Annotated in this window: 17 protein-coding genes and 1 tRNA gene; 17 read left to right on the top strand and 1 reads right to left on the bottom strand. The window is 73.3% G+C overall.

All coding sequences use genetic code 11. The annotated features are described in order from the left end of the window. Positions 1–82: 82 nt before the first annotated feature. The 15 genes from eno (at position 83) to H9L09_RS13715 (ending at position 11,734) form a co-directional block, all read left to right on the top strand. Positions 83–1,369, top strand: coding sequence for a phosphopyruvate hydratase (gene eno, locus H9L09_RS13645; RefSeq protein ID WP_187577445.1), 1,287 nt, complete (start codon positions 83–85; stop codon positions 1,367–1,369). A 14-nt stretch (positions 1,370–1,383) separates the two neighbouring features. Next, entirely contained in the window at positions 1,384–2,004 is a 621-nt protein-coding gene (locus tag H9L09_RS13650; protein ID WP_187577446.1) for an FtsB family cell division protein, read from the top strand. Positions 2,005–2,052: 48 nt separating this feature from the next. Continuing rightward, positions 2,053–2,556 carry a DUF501 domain-containing protein gene (locus H9L09_RS13655; RefSeq protein WP_187577447.1) on the top strand — a complete coding sequence of 168 codons (504 nt, stop codon included), beginning with the start codon at positions 2,053–2,055 and terminating at the stop codon, positions 2,554–2,556. After that, a complete protein-coding gene (locus H9L09_RS13660; protein ID WP_187577448.1) occupies positions 2,553–3,488 on the top strand; it encodes a Ppx/GppA phosphatase family protein in 936 nt (311 codons plus the stop codon). The genes H9L09_RS13655 and H9L09_RS13660 overlap by 4 nt, the downstream gene beginning before the upstream one ends. 106 nt (positions 3,489–3,594) lie before the next feature. Then, the gene (locus H9L09_RS13665; protein WP_187577449.1) at positions 3,595–4,677 is read left to right on the top strand and encodes a YihY/virulence factor BrkB family protein; all 1,083 of its coding nucleotides are present in this window, start codon (positions 3,595–3,597) and stop codon (positions 4,675–4,677) included. Next, complete coding sequence (locus H9L09_RS13670) at positions 4,674–4,988, top strand: YtxH domain-containing protein (protein ID WP_187577450.1); 315 nt, start codon at positions 4,674–4,676, stop codon at positions 4,986–4,988. The genes H9L09_RS13665 and H9L09_RS13670 overlap by 4 nt, the downstream gene beginning before the upstream one ends. 42 nt (positions 4,989–5,030) lie before the next feature. Next, positions 5,031–5,882, top strand: coding sequence for a uracil-DNA glycosylase (locus tag H9L09_RS13675; RefSeq protein ID WP_187577451.1), 852 nt, complete (start codon positions 5,031–5,033; stop codon positions 5,880–5,882). Positions 5,883–5,887: 5 nt separating this feature from the next. Then, the gene (locus H9L09_RS13680) at positions 5,888–6,409 is read left to right on the top strand and encodes a glycine cleavage system transcriptional repressor (RefSeq protein ID WP_187577452.1); all 522 of its coding nucleotides are present in this window, start codon (positions 5,888–5,890) and stop codon (positions 6,407–6,409) included. After that, a complete protein-coding gene (locus H9L09_RS13685) occupies positions 6,406–6,984 on the top strand; it encodes a peptide deformylase (protein ID WP_246456018.1) in 579 nt (192 codons plus the stop codon). The genes H9L09_RS13680 and H9L09_RS13685 overlap by 4 nt, the downstream gene beginning before the upstream one ends. 10 nt (positions 6,985–6,994) lie before the next feature. After that, positions 6,995–7,070, top strand: a tRNA-Leu gene (locus H9L09_RS13690). Positions 7,071–7,122: 52 nt separating this feature from the next. Beyond that, the gene (locus H9L09_RS13695; RefSeq protein WP_187577453.1) at positions 7,123–9,270 is read left to right on the top strand and encodes a SpoIIE family protein phosphatase; all 2,148 of its coding nucleotides are present in this window, start codon (positions 7,123–7,125) and stop codon (positions 9,268–9,270) included. 142 nt (positions 9,271–9,412) lie between these two features. Continuing rightward, the gene (locus H9L09_RS13700; RefSeq protein WP_187577454.1) at positions 9,413–9,937 is read left to right on the top strand and encodes a flavodoxin domain-containing protein; all 525 of its coding nucleotides are present in this window, start codon (positions 9,413–9,415) and stop codon (positions 9,935–9,937) included. A 46-nt stretch (positions 9,938–9,983) separates the two neighbouring features. Then, positions 9,984–10,409 carry a phage holin family protein gene (locus H9L09_RS13705; RefSeq protein WP_187577455.1) on the top strand — a complete coding sequence of 142 codons (426 nt, stop codon included), beginning with the start codon at positions 9,984–9,986 and terminating at the stop codon, positions 10,407–10,409. Next, positions 10,406–10,699 carry a DUF3618 domain-containing protein gene (locus H9L09_RS13710; protein WP_187577456.1) on the top strand — a complete coding sequence of 98 codons (294 nt, stop codon included), beginning with the start codon at positions 10,406–10,408 and terminating at the stop codon, positions 10,697–10,699. The genes H9L09_RS13705 and H9L09_RS13710 overlap by 4 nt, the downstream gene beginning before the upstream one ends. 153 nt (positions 10,700–10,852) lie before the next feature. Further along, positions 10,853–11,734: a Bax inhibitor-1/YccA family protein gene (locus H9L09_RS13715; RefSeq protein ID WP_187577457.1), complete on the top strand. Its 882-nt coding sequence runs from the start codon at positions 10,853–10,855 to the stop codon at positions 11,732–11,734. Positions 11,735–11,805: 71 nt separating this feature from the next. On the opposite strand, the gene H9L09_RS13720 is transcribed toward H9L09_RS13715, so the two are convergent. Next, positions 11,806–12,876 carry an SGNH/GDSL hydrolase family protein gene (locus H9L09_RS13720; protein WP_187577458.1) on the bottom strand — a complete coding sequence of 357 codons (1,071 nt, stop codon included), beginning with the start codon at positions 12,874–12,876 and terminating at the stop codon, positions 11,806–11,808. A 27-nt stretch (positions 12,877–12,903) separates the two neighbouring features. Between H9L09_RS13720 and H9L09_RS13725 the strand changes: the two genes are divergently transcribed. Both H9L09_RS13725 and H9L09_RS13730 read left to right on the top strand, forming a co-directional pair. Further along, on the top strand, positions 12,904–14,292 hold the full coding sequence (locus tag H9L09_RS13725; RefSeq protein ID WP_187577459.1) for a cystathionine beta-synthase: 1,389 nt from the start codon (positions 12,904–12,906) through the stop codon (positions 14,290–14,292). Between the two features lie 12 nt (positions 14,293–14,304). After that, complete coding sequence (locus tag H9L09_RS13730; protein WP_187577460.1) at positions 14,305–14,727, top strand: hypothetical protein; 423 nt, start codon at positions 14,305–14,307, stop codon at positions 14,725–14,727. The last annotated feature ends 1 nt before the right edge of the window (position 14,728 follow it).

Consider the following 14,728-nt stretch of genomic DNA (forward strand, 5'->3'; position numbering starts at 1 on the left):
GGAGGGCGAGCCGGACCGGCGGACGAGAGGGATCGCCGTTAGGCTGGGGGCGTCCTGCACGTCCCCTCATGAGGAGCACCCCTTGGCGTCCATCGAGGCTGTCGGCGCGCGCGAGATCCTGGACTCGCGCGGAAACCCCACGATCGAGGTCGAGGTGGCCCTCGACGACGGCACGATCGGCCGGGCCGCTGTCCCGTCCGGCGCGTCCACCGGCGCCTTCGAGGCGGTCGAGCTGCGTGACGGCGGCTCCCGCTACCTCGGCAAGGGCGTCGCCAAGGCGGTCGCCGGCGTGCTGGACGTGATCGGCCCCGAGCTGATCGGCTTCGAGGCCTCCGAGCAGCGCCTCGTCGACCAGCGGCTGCTCGAGCTCGACGGCACCGCCAACAAGTCCAAGCTCGGCGCCAACGCGATCCTCGGCGTCTCGCTCGCGGTGGCGAAGGCCGCGGCCGACTCCGCAGACCTGCCGCTGTTCCGCTACGTCGGCGGCCCCAACGCCCACGTGCTCCCGGTGCCGATGATGAACATCCTCAACGGCGGCGCCCACGCCGACACCGGGGTGAACATCCAGGAGTTCATGATCGCGCCGATCGGCGCGCCGACGTACCGCGAGGCGCTCCAGCAGGGTGTCTCGGTCTACCACGCGCTCAAGGCGGTGCTGAAGGAGAAGGGCCTGGCCACCGGGCTCGGCGACGAGGGCGGCTTCGCGCCGGACCTGCCGTCGAACCGCGAGGCGCTCGACCTGATCTCGACCGCCGTGGAGAAGGCCGGGCTCAAGGTCGGCGAGGACATCGTCTTTGCGCTCGACGTCGCCGCCTCGGAGTTCTTCGAGAACGGCTCCTACACGTTCGAAGGCTCCGGCCGGACGTCCGAGGACATGGTCGCCTACTACACCGAGCTCGCCGCCGCCTACCCGATCGTCTCGATCGAGGACCCTCTCGACGAGGAGGACTGGGCGGGCTGGCAGGCCATGACCGCCTCGCTCGGCGACAAGGTGCAGATCGTCGGCGACGACCTGTTCGTCACCAACGTCGAGCGGCTCAGCCGCGGCATCGCCGAGCGCAGCGCCAACGCGCTGCTCGTGAAGGTCAACCAGATCGGCTCGCTCACCGAGACGCTGGACTCGGTGGACCTCGCGCACCGCAACGGGTTCCGCTGCATGATGAGCCACCGCTCCGGGGAGACCGAGGACACCACGATCGCCGACCTCGCCGTGGCCACCAACTGCGGCCAGATCAAGACCGGCGCCCCTGCCCGGTCCGAGCGGGTGGCGAAGTACAACCAGCTGCTGCGCATCGAGGAGGAGCTCGACGACGCCGCCCGGTACGCCGGCCGTGGCGCCTTCCCGCGCTTCGCCGCCGGCAACGGCTGAGGCCGGCCCGCACCATGCCCACACCGTCCGCAGGTCGCCCGGGAGGCTCGCAGCGCTCCGCGGGACCGCGCTCCCGTGCGGCCTCCCGCGGCACCGGGCGCCCCTCGGCGAGCGCGGGCAGCCGTCCGGCCTCGCGACCCGGCAACCGGGGTCGCGGGCCGGCGGCGCCCCCGGCCCGACCGGTCCGGCCCCGGTTCACCGGCCGCGCCGCGATCCTGGTGCTGGTGGTGGCGGTGCTGACCGTCTCCTACGCCTCGAGCCTGCGTGCCTACCTCGAGCAGCGCGACCACGTCGCGTCGCTGAACGCCGACATCGCCGCGTCCGAGGCGCAGATCCAGTCCCTGGAGCGGGAGAAGGCACGCTGGGACGACCCGGCCTACGTCCGGACCCAGGCGCGCTCGCGGTTCGGCTGGGTGCTGCCCGGCGAGATCGGCTTCCAGGTCATCGGCGAGGACGGCAAGCCGCTGGACCACGACGACTCCCTCGACGAGGCGGTGGTGCCGGCCGGCGAGGAGGCGCGGCCGCTGTGGTGGCAGACCGCGTGGCGCAGCGTCGAGGCGGCCGGCAAGCCCGAGGACGCGGCCGACCAGCCCGACCCGGCGCTGCGGATCCGCGCCCCGCGTCCCGCCCGCTGACCCCGGGCCCGTTGTGACACGGGGCGCCGCGCCTGGGACGATACGGCGGTGATCGACCCCCACGACGAGGCCGTCATCGGCGCCCAGCTCGGCCGACCGCCGCGCTCCATCCACGGCATCGGGCACCGCTGCCCCTGCGGGAACCCCGACGTGGTCGCCACCGAGCCCCGGCTCGAGGACGGTACGCCGTTCCCCACCACCTTCTACCTCACCTGCCCGCGGGCCGCGTCGATGATCGGCACGCTGGAGGCGTCGGGCCTGATGAAGGAGATGTCGGACCGGCTGGAGACCGACGCGGAGCTGGCGGCGGCCTACCGCGCGGCCCACGAGCGCTACCTGGCCTACCGCGAGAGCATCGGCCGGGTGCCCGAGATCGCCGGCGTCTCCGCCGGAGGGATGCCGCAGCGGGTCAAGTGCCTGCACGTGCTCGCCGGCCAGTCGCTGGCCCAGGGGCGCGGCGTGAACCCGCTCGGCGACGAGGTGCTGGACGCGCTCGGGGAGTTCTGGGCCGCTGGGCCGTGCGTGCGCGTCGAGGACGGGGCGCCGTCATGAGGCGGGTGGCTGCCATCGACTGCGGCACGAACACGATCAAGCTGCTGGTCGCCGACCTCGACCGGGAGACCGGCACGGAGCACGAGCTGGTCCGCGAGATGCGGATGGTGCGTCTCGGGCAGGACGTCGACCGCACCGGACGGCTGGCCGACGCGGCGCTGGCCCGGGTGTTCGCCGCGATCGAGGAGTACGGCGCCGTGCTGGACGCCCACCACGTCGACGTGCTCCGCTTCTGCGCCACCTCGGCCGCCCGGGACGCCGCGAACGCCGAGGTGTTCGTCGCCGGCGTCCGCGAACGGCTCGGGGTGCAGCCGGAGGTGGTCACCGGCGCCGAGGAGGCGCAGCTGTCCTACGACGGCGCCACCCGGTCCTTCGGCGACCGGGAGCTGCCCGGTCCGGTCGCCGTGGTCGACATCGGCGGCGGCTCGACCGAGCTGATCCTCGGCGACCCGGTGACCGGCCACGTCGCGGCGGCGCGCTCCCTGGACGTGGGCTCGGTGCGGATGACCGAGCGGCTGATGCCCTCCGACCCGCCGACCGCGGCCGAGCTGGCGGCCGCCCGGGGGGCCGTCGACGACGCGCTCGACACGCTGCCCGGTCACGGGGTGCACCTCGACTCGACCGCCAGCCTCGTCGGGGTGGGCGGCACCATCACCACCGTGGCCGCGGCGGTCCTGGACCTGCCGCACTACGACCGGACGGCGATCCACCACGCCGACCTGCCGGTGGCCGCGGTGCACGAGGTGACCGAGCGGCTGCTGGCGATGAGCGTGGAGCAGCGCCGTGGGCTGCCGTTCCTGCACCCGGGCCGTGCCGACGTGATCGGCGCCGGTGCGCTGATCCTGGACCGGGTGCTCTCGCGGGTGCCGGTGCAGCGGCTGCTGGTCTCGGAGGCCGACATCCTGGACGGGATCGCCTGGTCGGTGGCCTGACCGGAACCGGCACGAACCGGCACGATCGCACCGGGGCGCGGACGGCCCGCCGTACTGCCGGGGCCGTGACGGGGTTGACGACGGATCGAGTGGGTACCCCCCGGGCATGTCGACATCACGCCACGCGGACGCCACGCCCGCGCCAGACGACGAGCGCAAGCCCGACTCACCGACCGAGCTGAAGAAGACCTCCTGGAAGTACGTCGGACGCAAGTCCTTCCGTGAGTTCCTCGACGACCAGTGCACCGACCTGGCGGCGGCGCTCACCTACTACGCCGTGCTCTCGATCTTCCCGGCGATGCTGGCCCTGGTCTCGCTGCTCGGGCTGGTCGGGCAGGCCGAGGAGTCGGTGAAGACCGCGCTCAACGTGCTGGACCCGCTGGTGTCGGACCAGACGCTGAACGCCGTCAAGCCGCTGCTCGAGAACCTGGCCAAGTCCGACACCGCCGGTCTCACCGCGGTCATCGGTCTCGTCGGCGCGATCTGGTCGGCCTCCGGCTACGTCGGCGCCTTCGGGCGGGCCATGAACCGGATCTACGAGATCCGCGAGGGCCGACCGGTGTGGAAGCTGCGGCCGCTGATGCTGCTGATCACCGTCGTGGCGCTGATCCTGTGCGCGGCCGTGCTGCTGATGCTGGTCGTCTCCGGCCCGGTGGCGCAGTCGATCGGCGACGTCGTCGGTCTCGGTGGCACCGCGCTGACGGTGTGGAGCATCGTCAAGTGGCCGGTGCTCGCCATCGTGATGGTGCTCGTCGTCGCCCTGCTCTACTACGCCACCCCCAACGTCAAGCAGCCGAAGTTCCGCTGGGTCTCGGTGGGCGCGATCATCGCGCTCCTGGCCTGGGTGGTCGTCTCGTTGCTGTTCGCGCTCTACGTCGCGAACTTCTCCAGCTACAACAAGACCTACGGCTCCCTCGGCGCCGTGATCGTCACGCTGCTCTGGCTCTGGCTGACCAACCTGGCGCTGCTGTTCGGTGCCGAGGTCGACTCCGAGCTCGAGCGCGGCCGTGAGCTCCAGGCGGGCCTGCCCGCCGAGGAGGAGCTCCAGCTCCCGGCGCGTGACACCCGCAACATCGAGAAGGCCGAGAAGAAGGATGCCGAGGACGTCGAGCGCGGCCGTGAGCTGCGCCTGGCCTCCGCCGGCAACCACACCACCGAGAACGACAACGAGAAAGGCTCCAACCGATGAAGAAGTTGACCCTCCTGACCGCAGCCGCCGTGGGCTACGTGTTCGGCAGCCGCGCCGGACATGAGCGCTACGAGCAGATCAAGTCCGCCGCGAGCAAGGTCGCCCAGGACCCGCGGGTCCGCACCAAGGCTCGTGAGGCCGGGGACATGGTCAAGGAGCAGGCCCCGGTGGTGAAGGACAAGGTCGCCGGAGCCGCCACCAGCGCCAAGCAGACCGTCATGGACAAGGCCGGCCACGGAGACAGCAGCTCCTCGGCGGGCCCCGTCACCGGGGTCGACCCGCAGACCAGCACGCCGTACCCGTCCGCCTGACCCGTCCGCGGGGCCAGCGGGCCGACCCGGCAGGATGACCCCATGCCTGCCCCGGACCTGCCGCACCCGCTGACCGGGAAGCTGTTCCCCAGCCCGGTGCCGCCGGGGACCGGGTGGCCCGACGACCCGGCCACTCCCGAGACACCGGTGGCGCGGACGCCCGCCGCCGTACGCCGCCTCGCCGCCGCCGCCGACCTCGACCAGGTCGCGGCGGCGGTGTCGGTGTGCCGTGCCTGTCCCCGCCTGGTCCGCTGGCGCGAGGACGTCGCGGAGACCAAGCGGGCCTCGTTCGCGGGCGAGCCCTACTGGGGGCGCCCGATCGCCGGCTGGGGTGACCCGGAGCCCGGGGTGCTCATCGTCGGACTGGCACCGGCCGCGAACGGCGGCAACCGGACCGGCCGGATCTTCACCGGCGACCGTTCCGGCGACTGGCTGTTCGCCTCGCTGCACCGCGTCGGGCTGGCCAGCCAGGCCACCTCGGTGCACGCCGGCGACGGACAGCGGCTGATCGGCACCCGGATGGTCGCCACCGTCCGCTGCGCACCCCCCGACAACAAGCCGACCCCGGCCGAGCGCGACACCTGCGCACCGTGGCTGCTGCGGGAGGTCCGGCTGCTCGAGGAGCACCTGCGGGTGGTGGTCTGCCTGGGCTCCTTCGGCTGGGACGCGGCGCTGCGCACGTTCAGGACACTCGGATACGACGTGCCTCGGCCGCGCCCCCGGTTCGGGCACGCGGCGGAGGCCGTCCTGGTGTCGCCGGCGGGCCGGGAGCTGACCCTGCTGGGCAGCTACCACCCCTCGCAGCAGAACACCTTCACCGGCAAGCTGACCGAGTCGATGACGGACGCGGTCCTGGGACGCGCCGCCCGGCTCGCGGGCGAGGTGGAAGGATGACGCCGGTGAGCTCCCTGCACGCCATCACCGTCCTCGGGCACGACCGGCCGGGCATCATCGCCGAGACCACCCGCGTGCTCGCCGGCCTCGGGCTCAACCTCGAGGACTCCACGATGACGCTGCTGCGCGGCCACTTCGCGATGATGCTGCTCTGCCGCGGGGACCGGCCGGCCGCCGAGATCGAGGAGTCGCTGGCGAGCCTGACCGCCGACGGCACGCTGGACGTCGCGGTGCGCGAGGTCGCGGACGAGCCGGAGCCGGCCGCCGTCGGCCCGTCGTACGTCCTGACCGTCCACGGCGGCGACCGGCCCGGGATCGTGTCGGCCGCGGTCGCCGAGGTCGCCCGCGCCGGCGGCAACATCACCGACCTGACCACCCGGCTCGCCGGCGAGCTGTACCTGCTGGTGGCCGAGGTGGACCTGCCGGAGACGGCCGACGTGCAGGCGCTGCGCGGCGCGCTGCAGGAGGCCGCCTCCTCGCTAGGGGTCGGCGTCTCGCTGCGCGAGGTGGAGAGCGACGAGCTGTGAGCGACAGCGCGGACCGGCTCGTCGACGACGTCGTGGGCCGGTGGCACGAGGACGACCTCGGGGTCCGCGGGCGGGTCCTCGACGTCGTGCGGGCGCCGGCGGCGGTGCTGGCCGCACGCGGCGCCGACGTCGACCCGACCGACCCGCTGGTGGTAAGGCTGGCCGCCGACCTGGTCGCGACGATGCGGGTCTCGCCCGGCTGCGTCGGCCTGGCCGCCCCCCAGGTCGGGGTGGGGCTGCGGGTGTTCTGCGTGGACGTCTCCGAGCACCCCAAGACGCGTGCGCACCACGGCACCTTCGTGCTCTGCAACGCTGAGGTGGTCGACGCGTCCCGCAACGAGAGGGCCCGCGAGGGGTGCATGAGCGTCCCGGACCTCACCGGCGACGTGAAGCGGGCCTCGCGGGTGCTGGTCCGCGGCCGGCTCCCGGGCAGCGGGGAGCACGTCGAGGTGGCGGCCGAGGCCTTCGAGGCGCGGGCGCTGCAGCACGAGGTCGACCACTGCGACGGGCTGCTCTTCCTCGACCGGGTGGCGGGTGCGCACGCGATCCACCCGCGCAAGACCTATCTTGGGTGACCGAGCCCGGGCCCCCGTATCCCAATGGCAGAGGAAGAGGTCTTAAAAACCTTTCAGTGTCGGTTCGAGTCCGACCGGGGGTACCACCGGTTGGCGCAGCCGTGACCGAAAACCGGTGAACCATGCAAGGATCTAGCCGTGCGGAGCGCTGGCGGGGATGCGGGACGTGGCTGGCGCGAAGCCACCCGGGTCCTGGACGGCGTCATGATCGGTGCCCTCGCCGTGGACGGCGGCGGCACCCTCACCTACTGCAACGCTGCGGCGGTCGCGCTGCTCGGACGGCAGCGTGAGGAGTTGCTCGGGCGAGACATCCGTGACCTGCTCTTCGAGGAGCCCGAGCACGGGGCGGTCGAGGAGGTGCTGCGTCACCTCGGCACCGGTCAGGCCTGGGCGGGAGAGCTGCCCATGGTCCGGGCCGGTGGGCTGGTGGAGCCGCTGGCCACCAGCTGGTCGCCCCTGACCGACGGTGAGGGGGTGGTCGGAGCGCTGCTGATCGCCGAGGAGGCGGCCGGCAGCGGGGCGCATGCCCGACGCCTGGCCGCGCGGCTGCGCCGGCTGGCCGCGGTCACCACCGAGCTGCTGGTCGCCGAGACCGTCGAGGCGGTCTCGGCGATCGTCACCGGCCAGCTGGCCGACACCGCCGGCGCGACGGTGAGCTCCCTGTCCACCCTGGTCGACGACGAGACGCTGGCGCTGATCGCGATGCGCGGTGGCCGGCACGGCGCGGCGTCCCGCTGGGCGACGTACCCGCTGGCAGCCAGCACCCCGGCCGGGGACACGATCCGCTCCGGTCGGATGCTGGTCCTGCGCAGCTCCGCGGAGATCGCCGAGCGCTACCCGACGGTGGAGTCCGCGGCCGACGGGGAGCGGTCCATGGTGTGCCTGCCGCTGCAGACCACCGGCGGACCGCTGGGCGTGGTGACGCTGTCGTTCCCGGGGCGGCGGGCGCTCGACGCCGCCGAGCTGGAGTTCCTGGGCATCCTCGCGGACGTGTGCGCGCAGACCCTGGACCGGATCCGGGCGGTGGCCGCGGCGGCCGACCGGGAGTCGAAGCTGCAGTTCCTCGCCGACGCCAGCGAGCAGCTGTCCAGCAGCCTGGACTACCGGGCCACGCTGCGCCGGGTCGCCGACCTGGCGGTCCCGTGGTTCGCCGACTGGTGTGCCATCCAGCTGCTCCAGGACGGCGAGCTGCGCACCCTGTCCATCGCGCACGAGGACTCGAGCCTCGTGCAGCTCGTGGAGGACCTGCAGACCAAGTACCCACCGCCCCGTGACGGCTCGCGGGGCGCCTACAAGGTGCTGGCGACCGGTGAGAGCGAGCTGGTGCCCGAGGTCACCGACGAGCTGCTCGCGGTCGCGGCCGTCGACGAGGAGCACCTGCGGTTGCTGCGCACCCTCAACTTCCGCAGCGGCCTCGCGGTCCCGCTCAAGGTGCAGGACCGGGTGCTCGGTGTGATCACCTGGGTGGCCGGCGACCGCGGTCGCCGGTTCGGCCGCGCCGACCAGGCCTTCGGCGAGGACCTGGCCCGTCGGGCCGCGATCGCCATCGACAACTCCCAGCTGCACAGCGAGCTGCGCGACGTCGCCCTCAAGCTCCAGCACGCCGTCCTCCCTGCCGGGCTGCCGAAGCTCGACGACGTGGAGCTGGCGGTCTGCTACCAACCGGCCGGCCGCACCGACGCCGGCGGCGACTTCTACGACGTGCTCCCGCTGGACGAGGGCCGCCTCGCGGTGTTCGTCGGCGACGTGATGGGCCGCGGCGTCCAGGCGGCCTCGGCGATGGCGCAGATGCGCTCGGCGGTGCGGACGCTGGTGGCGCTCGACCCGGAGCCGGCCACCGTGATGACCGGACTCGACGTGGTCTTCGACAAGCTCGACATGGATCAGCTGGTCACGGTCGTCTACGCGGTCGTGGATCCAGCACGGCAGCAGGTCCGGGTCATCAACGCCGGCCACCCCGCCCCGCTCGTCCTCGGCGCGGACGGCTCGAGCGCCGAGGTGACCACCTCGGGGACGCTGCTGCTCGGGGTGGGTGGCGGACGGCGCGAGGTGGTCACCGCCCCGCTCCGCGACGAGGACACGTTGCTGCTCTTCACCGACGGCCTCGTCGAGCGTCGCGGCGAGGACCTGGAGCAGGGAAGCGTCCGGCTGCGCCGGGCCGCCGTCGAGCTGCTGCCGCCCCGCGCACTCGACGAGGGGCTGCCGATGCTGGTCGAGGCGGTCCGCGACCCCGACCGTGACGACGACGTCGCCGCGCTGGCGGTCCGGCCGCACCGTCGGGGATAGCCCGGTTGCGGCTGGTCTTCCGCCCCCGCACCCGCCGGCGTACGCCGCTGCGTCCGGCTACCCGCGTGACGAACGGCCCTCCCCGCCCCGCCAGGCCGCGGACAGGCTCGTACGGGGGGAGGAACGGACCCGGAGGTGCCGGATGCGGGTATTGGTGGCCTATGCGAGTGAGTACGGCTCGACGCGCGGCATCGCCGAGCGGATCGCCGAGGTGCTGAGCGAGCACGGCCAGCTGGTCGACGTCTGGTCGGTCGAGGAGGTCTACGACCTCAGCGAGTGGCAGTGCGTGGTCGTGGGCAGCGCGGTGCACAACACCGCCTGGCTGGACCAGGCGCAGCGGTTCGTCGCCCGGCACCAGAGCGAGCTGCGCCGACGCCAGGTCTGGGCGTTCAGCGTCGGCATGCCGGCGGCCCTGCGCTGGCCGCTGCGCGACCTCGCCTCGGCCAAGGAGCAGGCGAAGATCGGGGAGGAGCTGCGGCGCCGCGTGCTGGTGCGCGACCACCGGCTCTTCTCGGGGGTCTTCGACCGCGACCGCGAGCAGTCCCGGCTGGGACGGCTGCTGTTCGCCGTGGTCTCCGGCCGCTACGGCGACCTGCGGGACTGGGAGGCGATCGACGGCTGGGCCCAGGAGATCGCCCAGGAGCTGTCGCACCAGCCGGTCGGGTGATCGAAGCGTCACGTTTGCGTCCCCCGGCGGCGGGCACCTGTCAGGCATGAGCACGTCATACACGCCCGGAACGCATCGGGACACGCCCGTCGAGGAGCCCACCCTGGGCGCCCTCGTCCACGACCTGAGCGAGCAGACCTCGGCGCTGGTCCGCAGCGAGGTGGAGCTGGCCAAGGCCGAGCTCGCCGCCAAGGGGAAGAGCGCCGGGATGGGGGCGGGGCTGTTCGGCGCCGCCGGGCTGCTCGGCTTCTTCGCCGCCGCCGTGCTGATCACCACCGCGATCCTGGCGCTCGACCTGGCGCTTCCGGCCTGGCTCGCCGCGCTGATCGTCGGCGTGGTGCTCCTCGCCGCCGCCGGGATCGCGGCGCTGCTGGGCAAGAAGAAGGTCGCCGACGCCGGTTCGCCGGTGCCGGAGCGCGCCGCCCACGGCGTCAAGCAGGACGTCGCCACCCTCAAGGGGGGTCAGGCATGAGCAGCGACCTGAACGGCAGCCGGGCCAGCGTCGACACCGGGCCGCCCACCTCCAGCGACCCCACGATCGCCGCCAAGGAGCGCGAGGTCGAGCGGCAGCGCGAGCAGCTCGCCGAGACCGTCGACGCGCTGCACGCCAAGCTCGACGTCAAGGCCCAGGCGCGTGCGCGCGTCGACGCCGCACGGGCCCGCGCCACCACGCCCTCGGGCCGGCCGCGGCCCGAGGTGCTCGCCGGTGCGGCCGTGGCGGTGCTCGGCGTGGTGGTTCTGGTCTGGTGGCGCCGCCGCTGACCCGGCCGCTTGACCGCTGCTGAGAACCGGCCCGAACCGCCCGGAACAACGGCACGCCCGCGTCCGTTGAACAGGGCAGCGGATCACTAGGATGGGTCCGCGGCCCCAGGCTCCCCAGATCGGGGAGCCTCCGGCCTCCAAGGAGGAGACCACATGCGCAGCAGCAACCCCGTGTTCTCGCGCGCGGACGGCTTCAACGGCCGTGGCAGCGCGAGCGGCATGAGCTACCCCACCCAGGGGTCCCCGCAGTACGCCCCGCCCGCTCCCCAGTACGGCGGCCAGCAGTACGGCGGCCCGACCGGCGGTGCGCCGACCGGCTACGCGCCCGCCTCCACCGAGCGGATGACGATCGACTCGGTCGTCCAGAAGACCGGGCTCACCCTCGGTGTCGTCGTGGTCGTGGCCGTCGCGACCTGGTTCCTGACCGGGCCGATCACCGACCCGCAGGCCCTGACCACCCTCTACACCCTGTCGATGGTCGGCGCCCTCGGCGGCTTCGCGCTGTCGATGGTGAACTCCTTCAAGCGGGTCGTCTCCCCGGGCCTGGTGCTCGCCTACGCGGCGCTCGAGGGCATCTTCGTCGGCGCGTTCAGCAAGGCGATGGAGGCCCAGTTCGGCTCCGGTGACGGCACCGGCCTCGTGATGGGCGCCGTGGCCGGAACCTTCGCGGCGGTCGCCGGCACGCTGGCGGCGTACAAGTTCTTCGACATCAAGGTCGGCCAGAAGTTCCGCACCTGGGTCGTCGCGGCGATGTTCGGCTTCGTCGCCGTCTCGCTGCTCGACTTCGTGCTCGGCTTCTTCAGCGCCGACATCGGCGTCAACGGGTTCGGCGGGATGGGCCTGGTGATGAGCCTGGTCGGCCTGGGTCTCGGCGTGCTGATGCTGATCCTCGACTTCGACTTCGTCGAGCGGGGTGTCGCGGCCGGTCTGCCGGAGCGCGAGTCGTGGCGTGCGGCGTTCGGCCTGACCGTCACCATCATCTGGATCTACATCGAGCTGCTCCGGATCCTGGCGATCCTGCGCGGCAACGACTGACCTGCACCGTCGACCGGCGCCCCCTACCCGTTGCGGGTGGGGGGCGCCGGTCGTTCGACGGGTGGTGCGGCTCAGGCCGGCTCGGCGGCCCTGTCGGGGCTCTCGGCGGCGTCGGCACCGTCGGGCTGGGACTCGACCTCGGTGGTCGGGGTCTCGGCGTCGGCCTCGGGCTGGCGGCGCCGGCGCCGGATCTGCACCCAGCGGCCGCGCGCGCCGCGCCGGGCGCCGGCCACCTCGGTGCCGTCGATCTCGGTGCCCGGGACCTTGCTCGCCTCGACCGCGGCCTGCGCCACCGGCAGCACCGTCTCGCCGCGGAACGCCTCGGGGACCAGCTCTTCGAACGGGATCACCCCGACGGCGGCGAGCACCGAGGGCAGCAGCACCGAGGCGAGGCTGGAGTAGCCGGCCGCGGAGGGGTGGAACCGGTCCGGGCCGAAGAACAGCGTCGGCGTCGCCTCGAACTCCGGTCCGAGGACCGACCCGAGCGACACCGTCCGGCCCCCGGCCTCGACCACGGCGATCGTCTGGGCGGCCGCGAGCCGGCGCGACCAGTGCCGGGCGATCTGCTTCAGCGGCGGTGCGATCGGCTCGATGGTCCCGAGGTCCGGGCAGGTGCCCACGACGACCTCCACGTCGGCCTCGCGCAGCCGGCGTACGCCGTCGGCGAGCAGCCGCACGGACTCCGAGGGCCGCCGGGTGTGGGTGACGTCGTTGGCGCCGACCAGGATCACCGCGACGTCCGGCTGCACCGGCAGCGCCGCGTCGATCTGCCGGGCCAGGTCACGGGTCTGCGCTCCCACGAACGCGAACGAGCGCAGGAAGACCCGGCGCTCCGCGCCCTCGGCGAGCCCCGAGGCGAGGTGGGCGCCGGGGGTCTCCTGGACGCTCTCCACGCCGTAGCCGGCGGCCGAGGAGTCGCCGAGCAGCACCATCTTCAGGGCGGGCCCGGGTCGACCGTGGCCGTACCAGCCGGTCGCGTCCGGCGGCGTGCCGTCCGCGTTGCCGATCATGCGGCGCGCCATCAGCGCCTCGGTCCGCAGCACGCCGTACAGGGAGGCGCCGGCCAGCGACAGGCCGCCGCCGCCGTACGCGGCAGCCGCCGCCAGCTTCCGTGCCGCCGCTGCCTTGCCCACGCCCCCCATCGTAGAGGTGAGCCCTAGACTCACGGCGTGCGCTACGTGAACTCACTCCTGGACCTGGTCGGCAACACCCCGCTGGTGCGGCTGCACCACGTCGTCCCTCCGGGCGACGACGCCCCGCTGGTGCTCGCGAAGGTGGAGTACCTCAACCCGGGCGGATCGGTGAAGGACCGGATCGCGCTGCGAATGGTCGAGGCCGCCGAGGCCTCCGGCGAGCTCAAGTCGGGCGGGACCATCGTGGAGCCGACCTCGGGCAACACCGGCGTGGGGCTGGCGATCGTCGCGCAGGCCAAGGGCTACAAGTGCGTCTTCGTGTGCCCGGACAAGGTCAGCGAGGACAAGCGCAACGTGCTCAAGGCGTACGGCGCCGAGGTGGTCGTCTGCCCGACCGCGGTGGCGCCGGAGCACCCCGGCTCCTACTACAACGTCTCCGACCGGCTGGTGCGCGAGATCGAGGGCGCCTGGAAGCCCAACCAGTACGCCAACGTCAACAACCCGCTCTCCCACTACGAGAGCACCGGCCCGGAGATCTGGGAGCAGACCGAGGGCCGGATCACGCACTTCGTGTGCGGCATGGGCACCGGCGGCACGATCAGCGGCACCGGGAAGTACCTCAAGGAGCAGAACCCCGACGTGCAGGTGATCGGCGCCGACCCGGCCGGCTCGGTCTACTCCGGCGGCACCGGCCGGCCCTACCTCGTCGAGGGCGTCGGCGAGGACTTCTGGCCGACGACGTACGACCCCGAGATCGCCGACCGGGTCATCGAGGTCTCCGACGCGGACTCCTTCGCGATGACCCGCCGGCTGGCCCGCGAGGAGGCGCTGCTGGTCGGCGGCTCCTGCGGCATGGCCACCGTCGCCGCGGCCCAGGTGGCCGCGGAGCTGGCCGGCACCCCGGAGGGCAAGGACGCGGTGATCGTGGTGCTGCTGCCCGACTCCGGCCGCGGCTACCTGACCAAGATCTTCAACGACGAGTGGCTCGCCCAGTACGGTTTCCTGCCGGCCGCCGGCGGCCAGACCGTCGGCGAGGTGCTGCGCGGCAAGAGCGGCCAGCTCCCCGACCTGGTGCACACGCACCCCACCGAGACCATCGCGGAGGCCGTGCACATCCTCCAGGAGTACGGCGTCTCGCAGATGCCCGTGGTGCGGGCGGAGCCGCCGATCGTCGCCGCGGAGGTCGCCGGCTCGGTCTCGGAGCGCAAGCTGCTCGACGCGCTGTTCGCCGGGCACGCCAAGCTCGCCGACCAGGTGGAGGCGCACATGGACGCGCCGCTGCCGAGCATCGGGGCGGGGGAGCCGGTCTCCGACGCGGTGGCCGCGCTCGAGGGCGCCGACGCGCTGCTGGTGCAGGAGGACGGCAAGCCGGTCGGCGTCGTCACCCGGCAGGACCTGCTGGCCTACCTCGCCAGCGGGAGCTGAGGGGGAGCCGTCGTGGGCTGGATCGGACCGGCGTCCAAGAATGGCGCCAAGATGGCCGCGAAGTACGGCCCCTTCGTCCTCCAGGCCTGGAAGGTCGCCGGGCCGAAGGTCAAGGAGTACTCCGCGGCCAAGAGCGACGAGCTCGCCCAGCGGGCCAAGGCGTTCCAGGACGCGGAGTCCCGGGTCGACGGCTCGGTGCTGCGGGTGCCGCACCAGGGCCGGCCGGTGTTCGTGGTCCTGACCGGGGAGGAGCCGGTCGCCTCCTACCCGGTGGTCGAGGAGCCGCTGGACGCGCTGATCGACCGGGTGGACCTCTCCCGGCGCGTCACGCCGCAGCAGCGACGGGAGCGGCAGCTGCGCAGCCGCGCCGCCGCGGTCCGCCGGCGGGCGGCGGCCCGGGGCCGCGACGTGACCCGCCGCCGCCCGCCGTACTGAG

Source organism: Nocardioides mesophilus (genome assembly GCF_014395785.1).
Classification (GTDB): Bacteria; Actinomycetota; Actinomycetes; order Propionibacteriales; family Nocardioidaceae; genus Nocardioides_B; species Nocardioides_B mesophilus.

Excerpts from the sequence above, each read along its gene's own strand:
- H9L09_RS13650 (WP_187577446.1), top strand. The coding sequence starts at position 1,384 with ATGCCCACACCGTCCGCAGGTCGCCCGGGAGGCTCGCAGCGCTCCGCG.
- H9L09_RS13660 (WP_187577448.1), top strand. The coding sequence starts at position 2,553 with ATGAGGCGGGTGGCTGCCATCGACTGCGGCACGAACACGATCAAGCTG.
- H9L09_RS13665 (WP_187577449.1), top strand. The coding sequence starts at position 3,595 with ATGTCGACATCACGCCACGCGGACGCCACGCCCGCGCCAGACGACGAG.
- H9L09_RS13670 (WP_187577450.1), top strand. The coding sequence starts at position 4,674 with ATGAAGAAGTTGACCCTCCTGACCGCAGCCGCCGTGGGCTACGTGTTC.
- H9L09_RS13675 (WP_187577451.1), top strand. The coding sequence starts at position 5,031 with ATGCCTGCCCCGGACCTGCCGCACCCGCTGACCGGGAAGCTGTTCCCC.
- H9L09_RS13700 (WP_187577454.1), top strand. The coding sequence starts at position 9,413 with ATGCGGGTATTGGTGGCCTATGCGAGTGAGTACGGCTCGACGCGCGGC.
- H9L09_RS13705 (WP_187577455.1), top strand. The coding sequence starts at position 9,984 with ATGAGCACGTCATACACGCCCGGAACGCATCGGGACACGCCCGTCGAG.
- H9L09_RS13710 (WP_187577456.1), top strand. The coding sequence starts at position 10,406 with ATGAGCAGCGACCTGAACGGCAGCCGGGCCAGCGTCGACACCGGGCCG.
- H9L09_RS13715 (WP_187577457.1), top strand. The coding sequence starts at position 10,853 with ATGCGCAGCAGCAACCCCGTGTTCTCGCGCGCGGACGGCTTCAACGGC.
- H9L09_RS13720 (WP_187577458.1), bottom strand. The coding sequence starts at position 12,876 with ATGGGGGGCGTGGGCAAGGCAGCGGCGGCACGGAAGCTGGCGGCGGCT.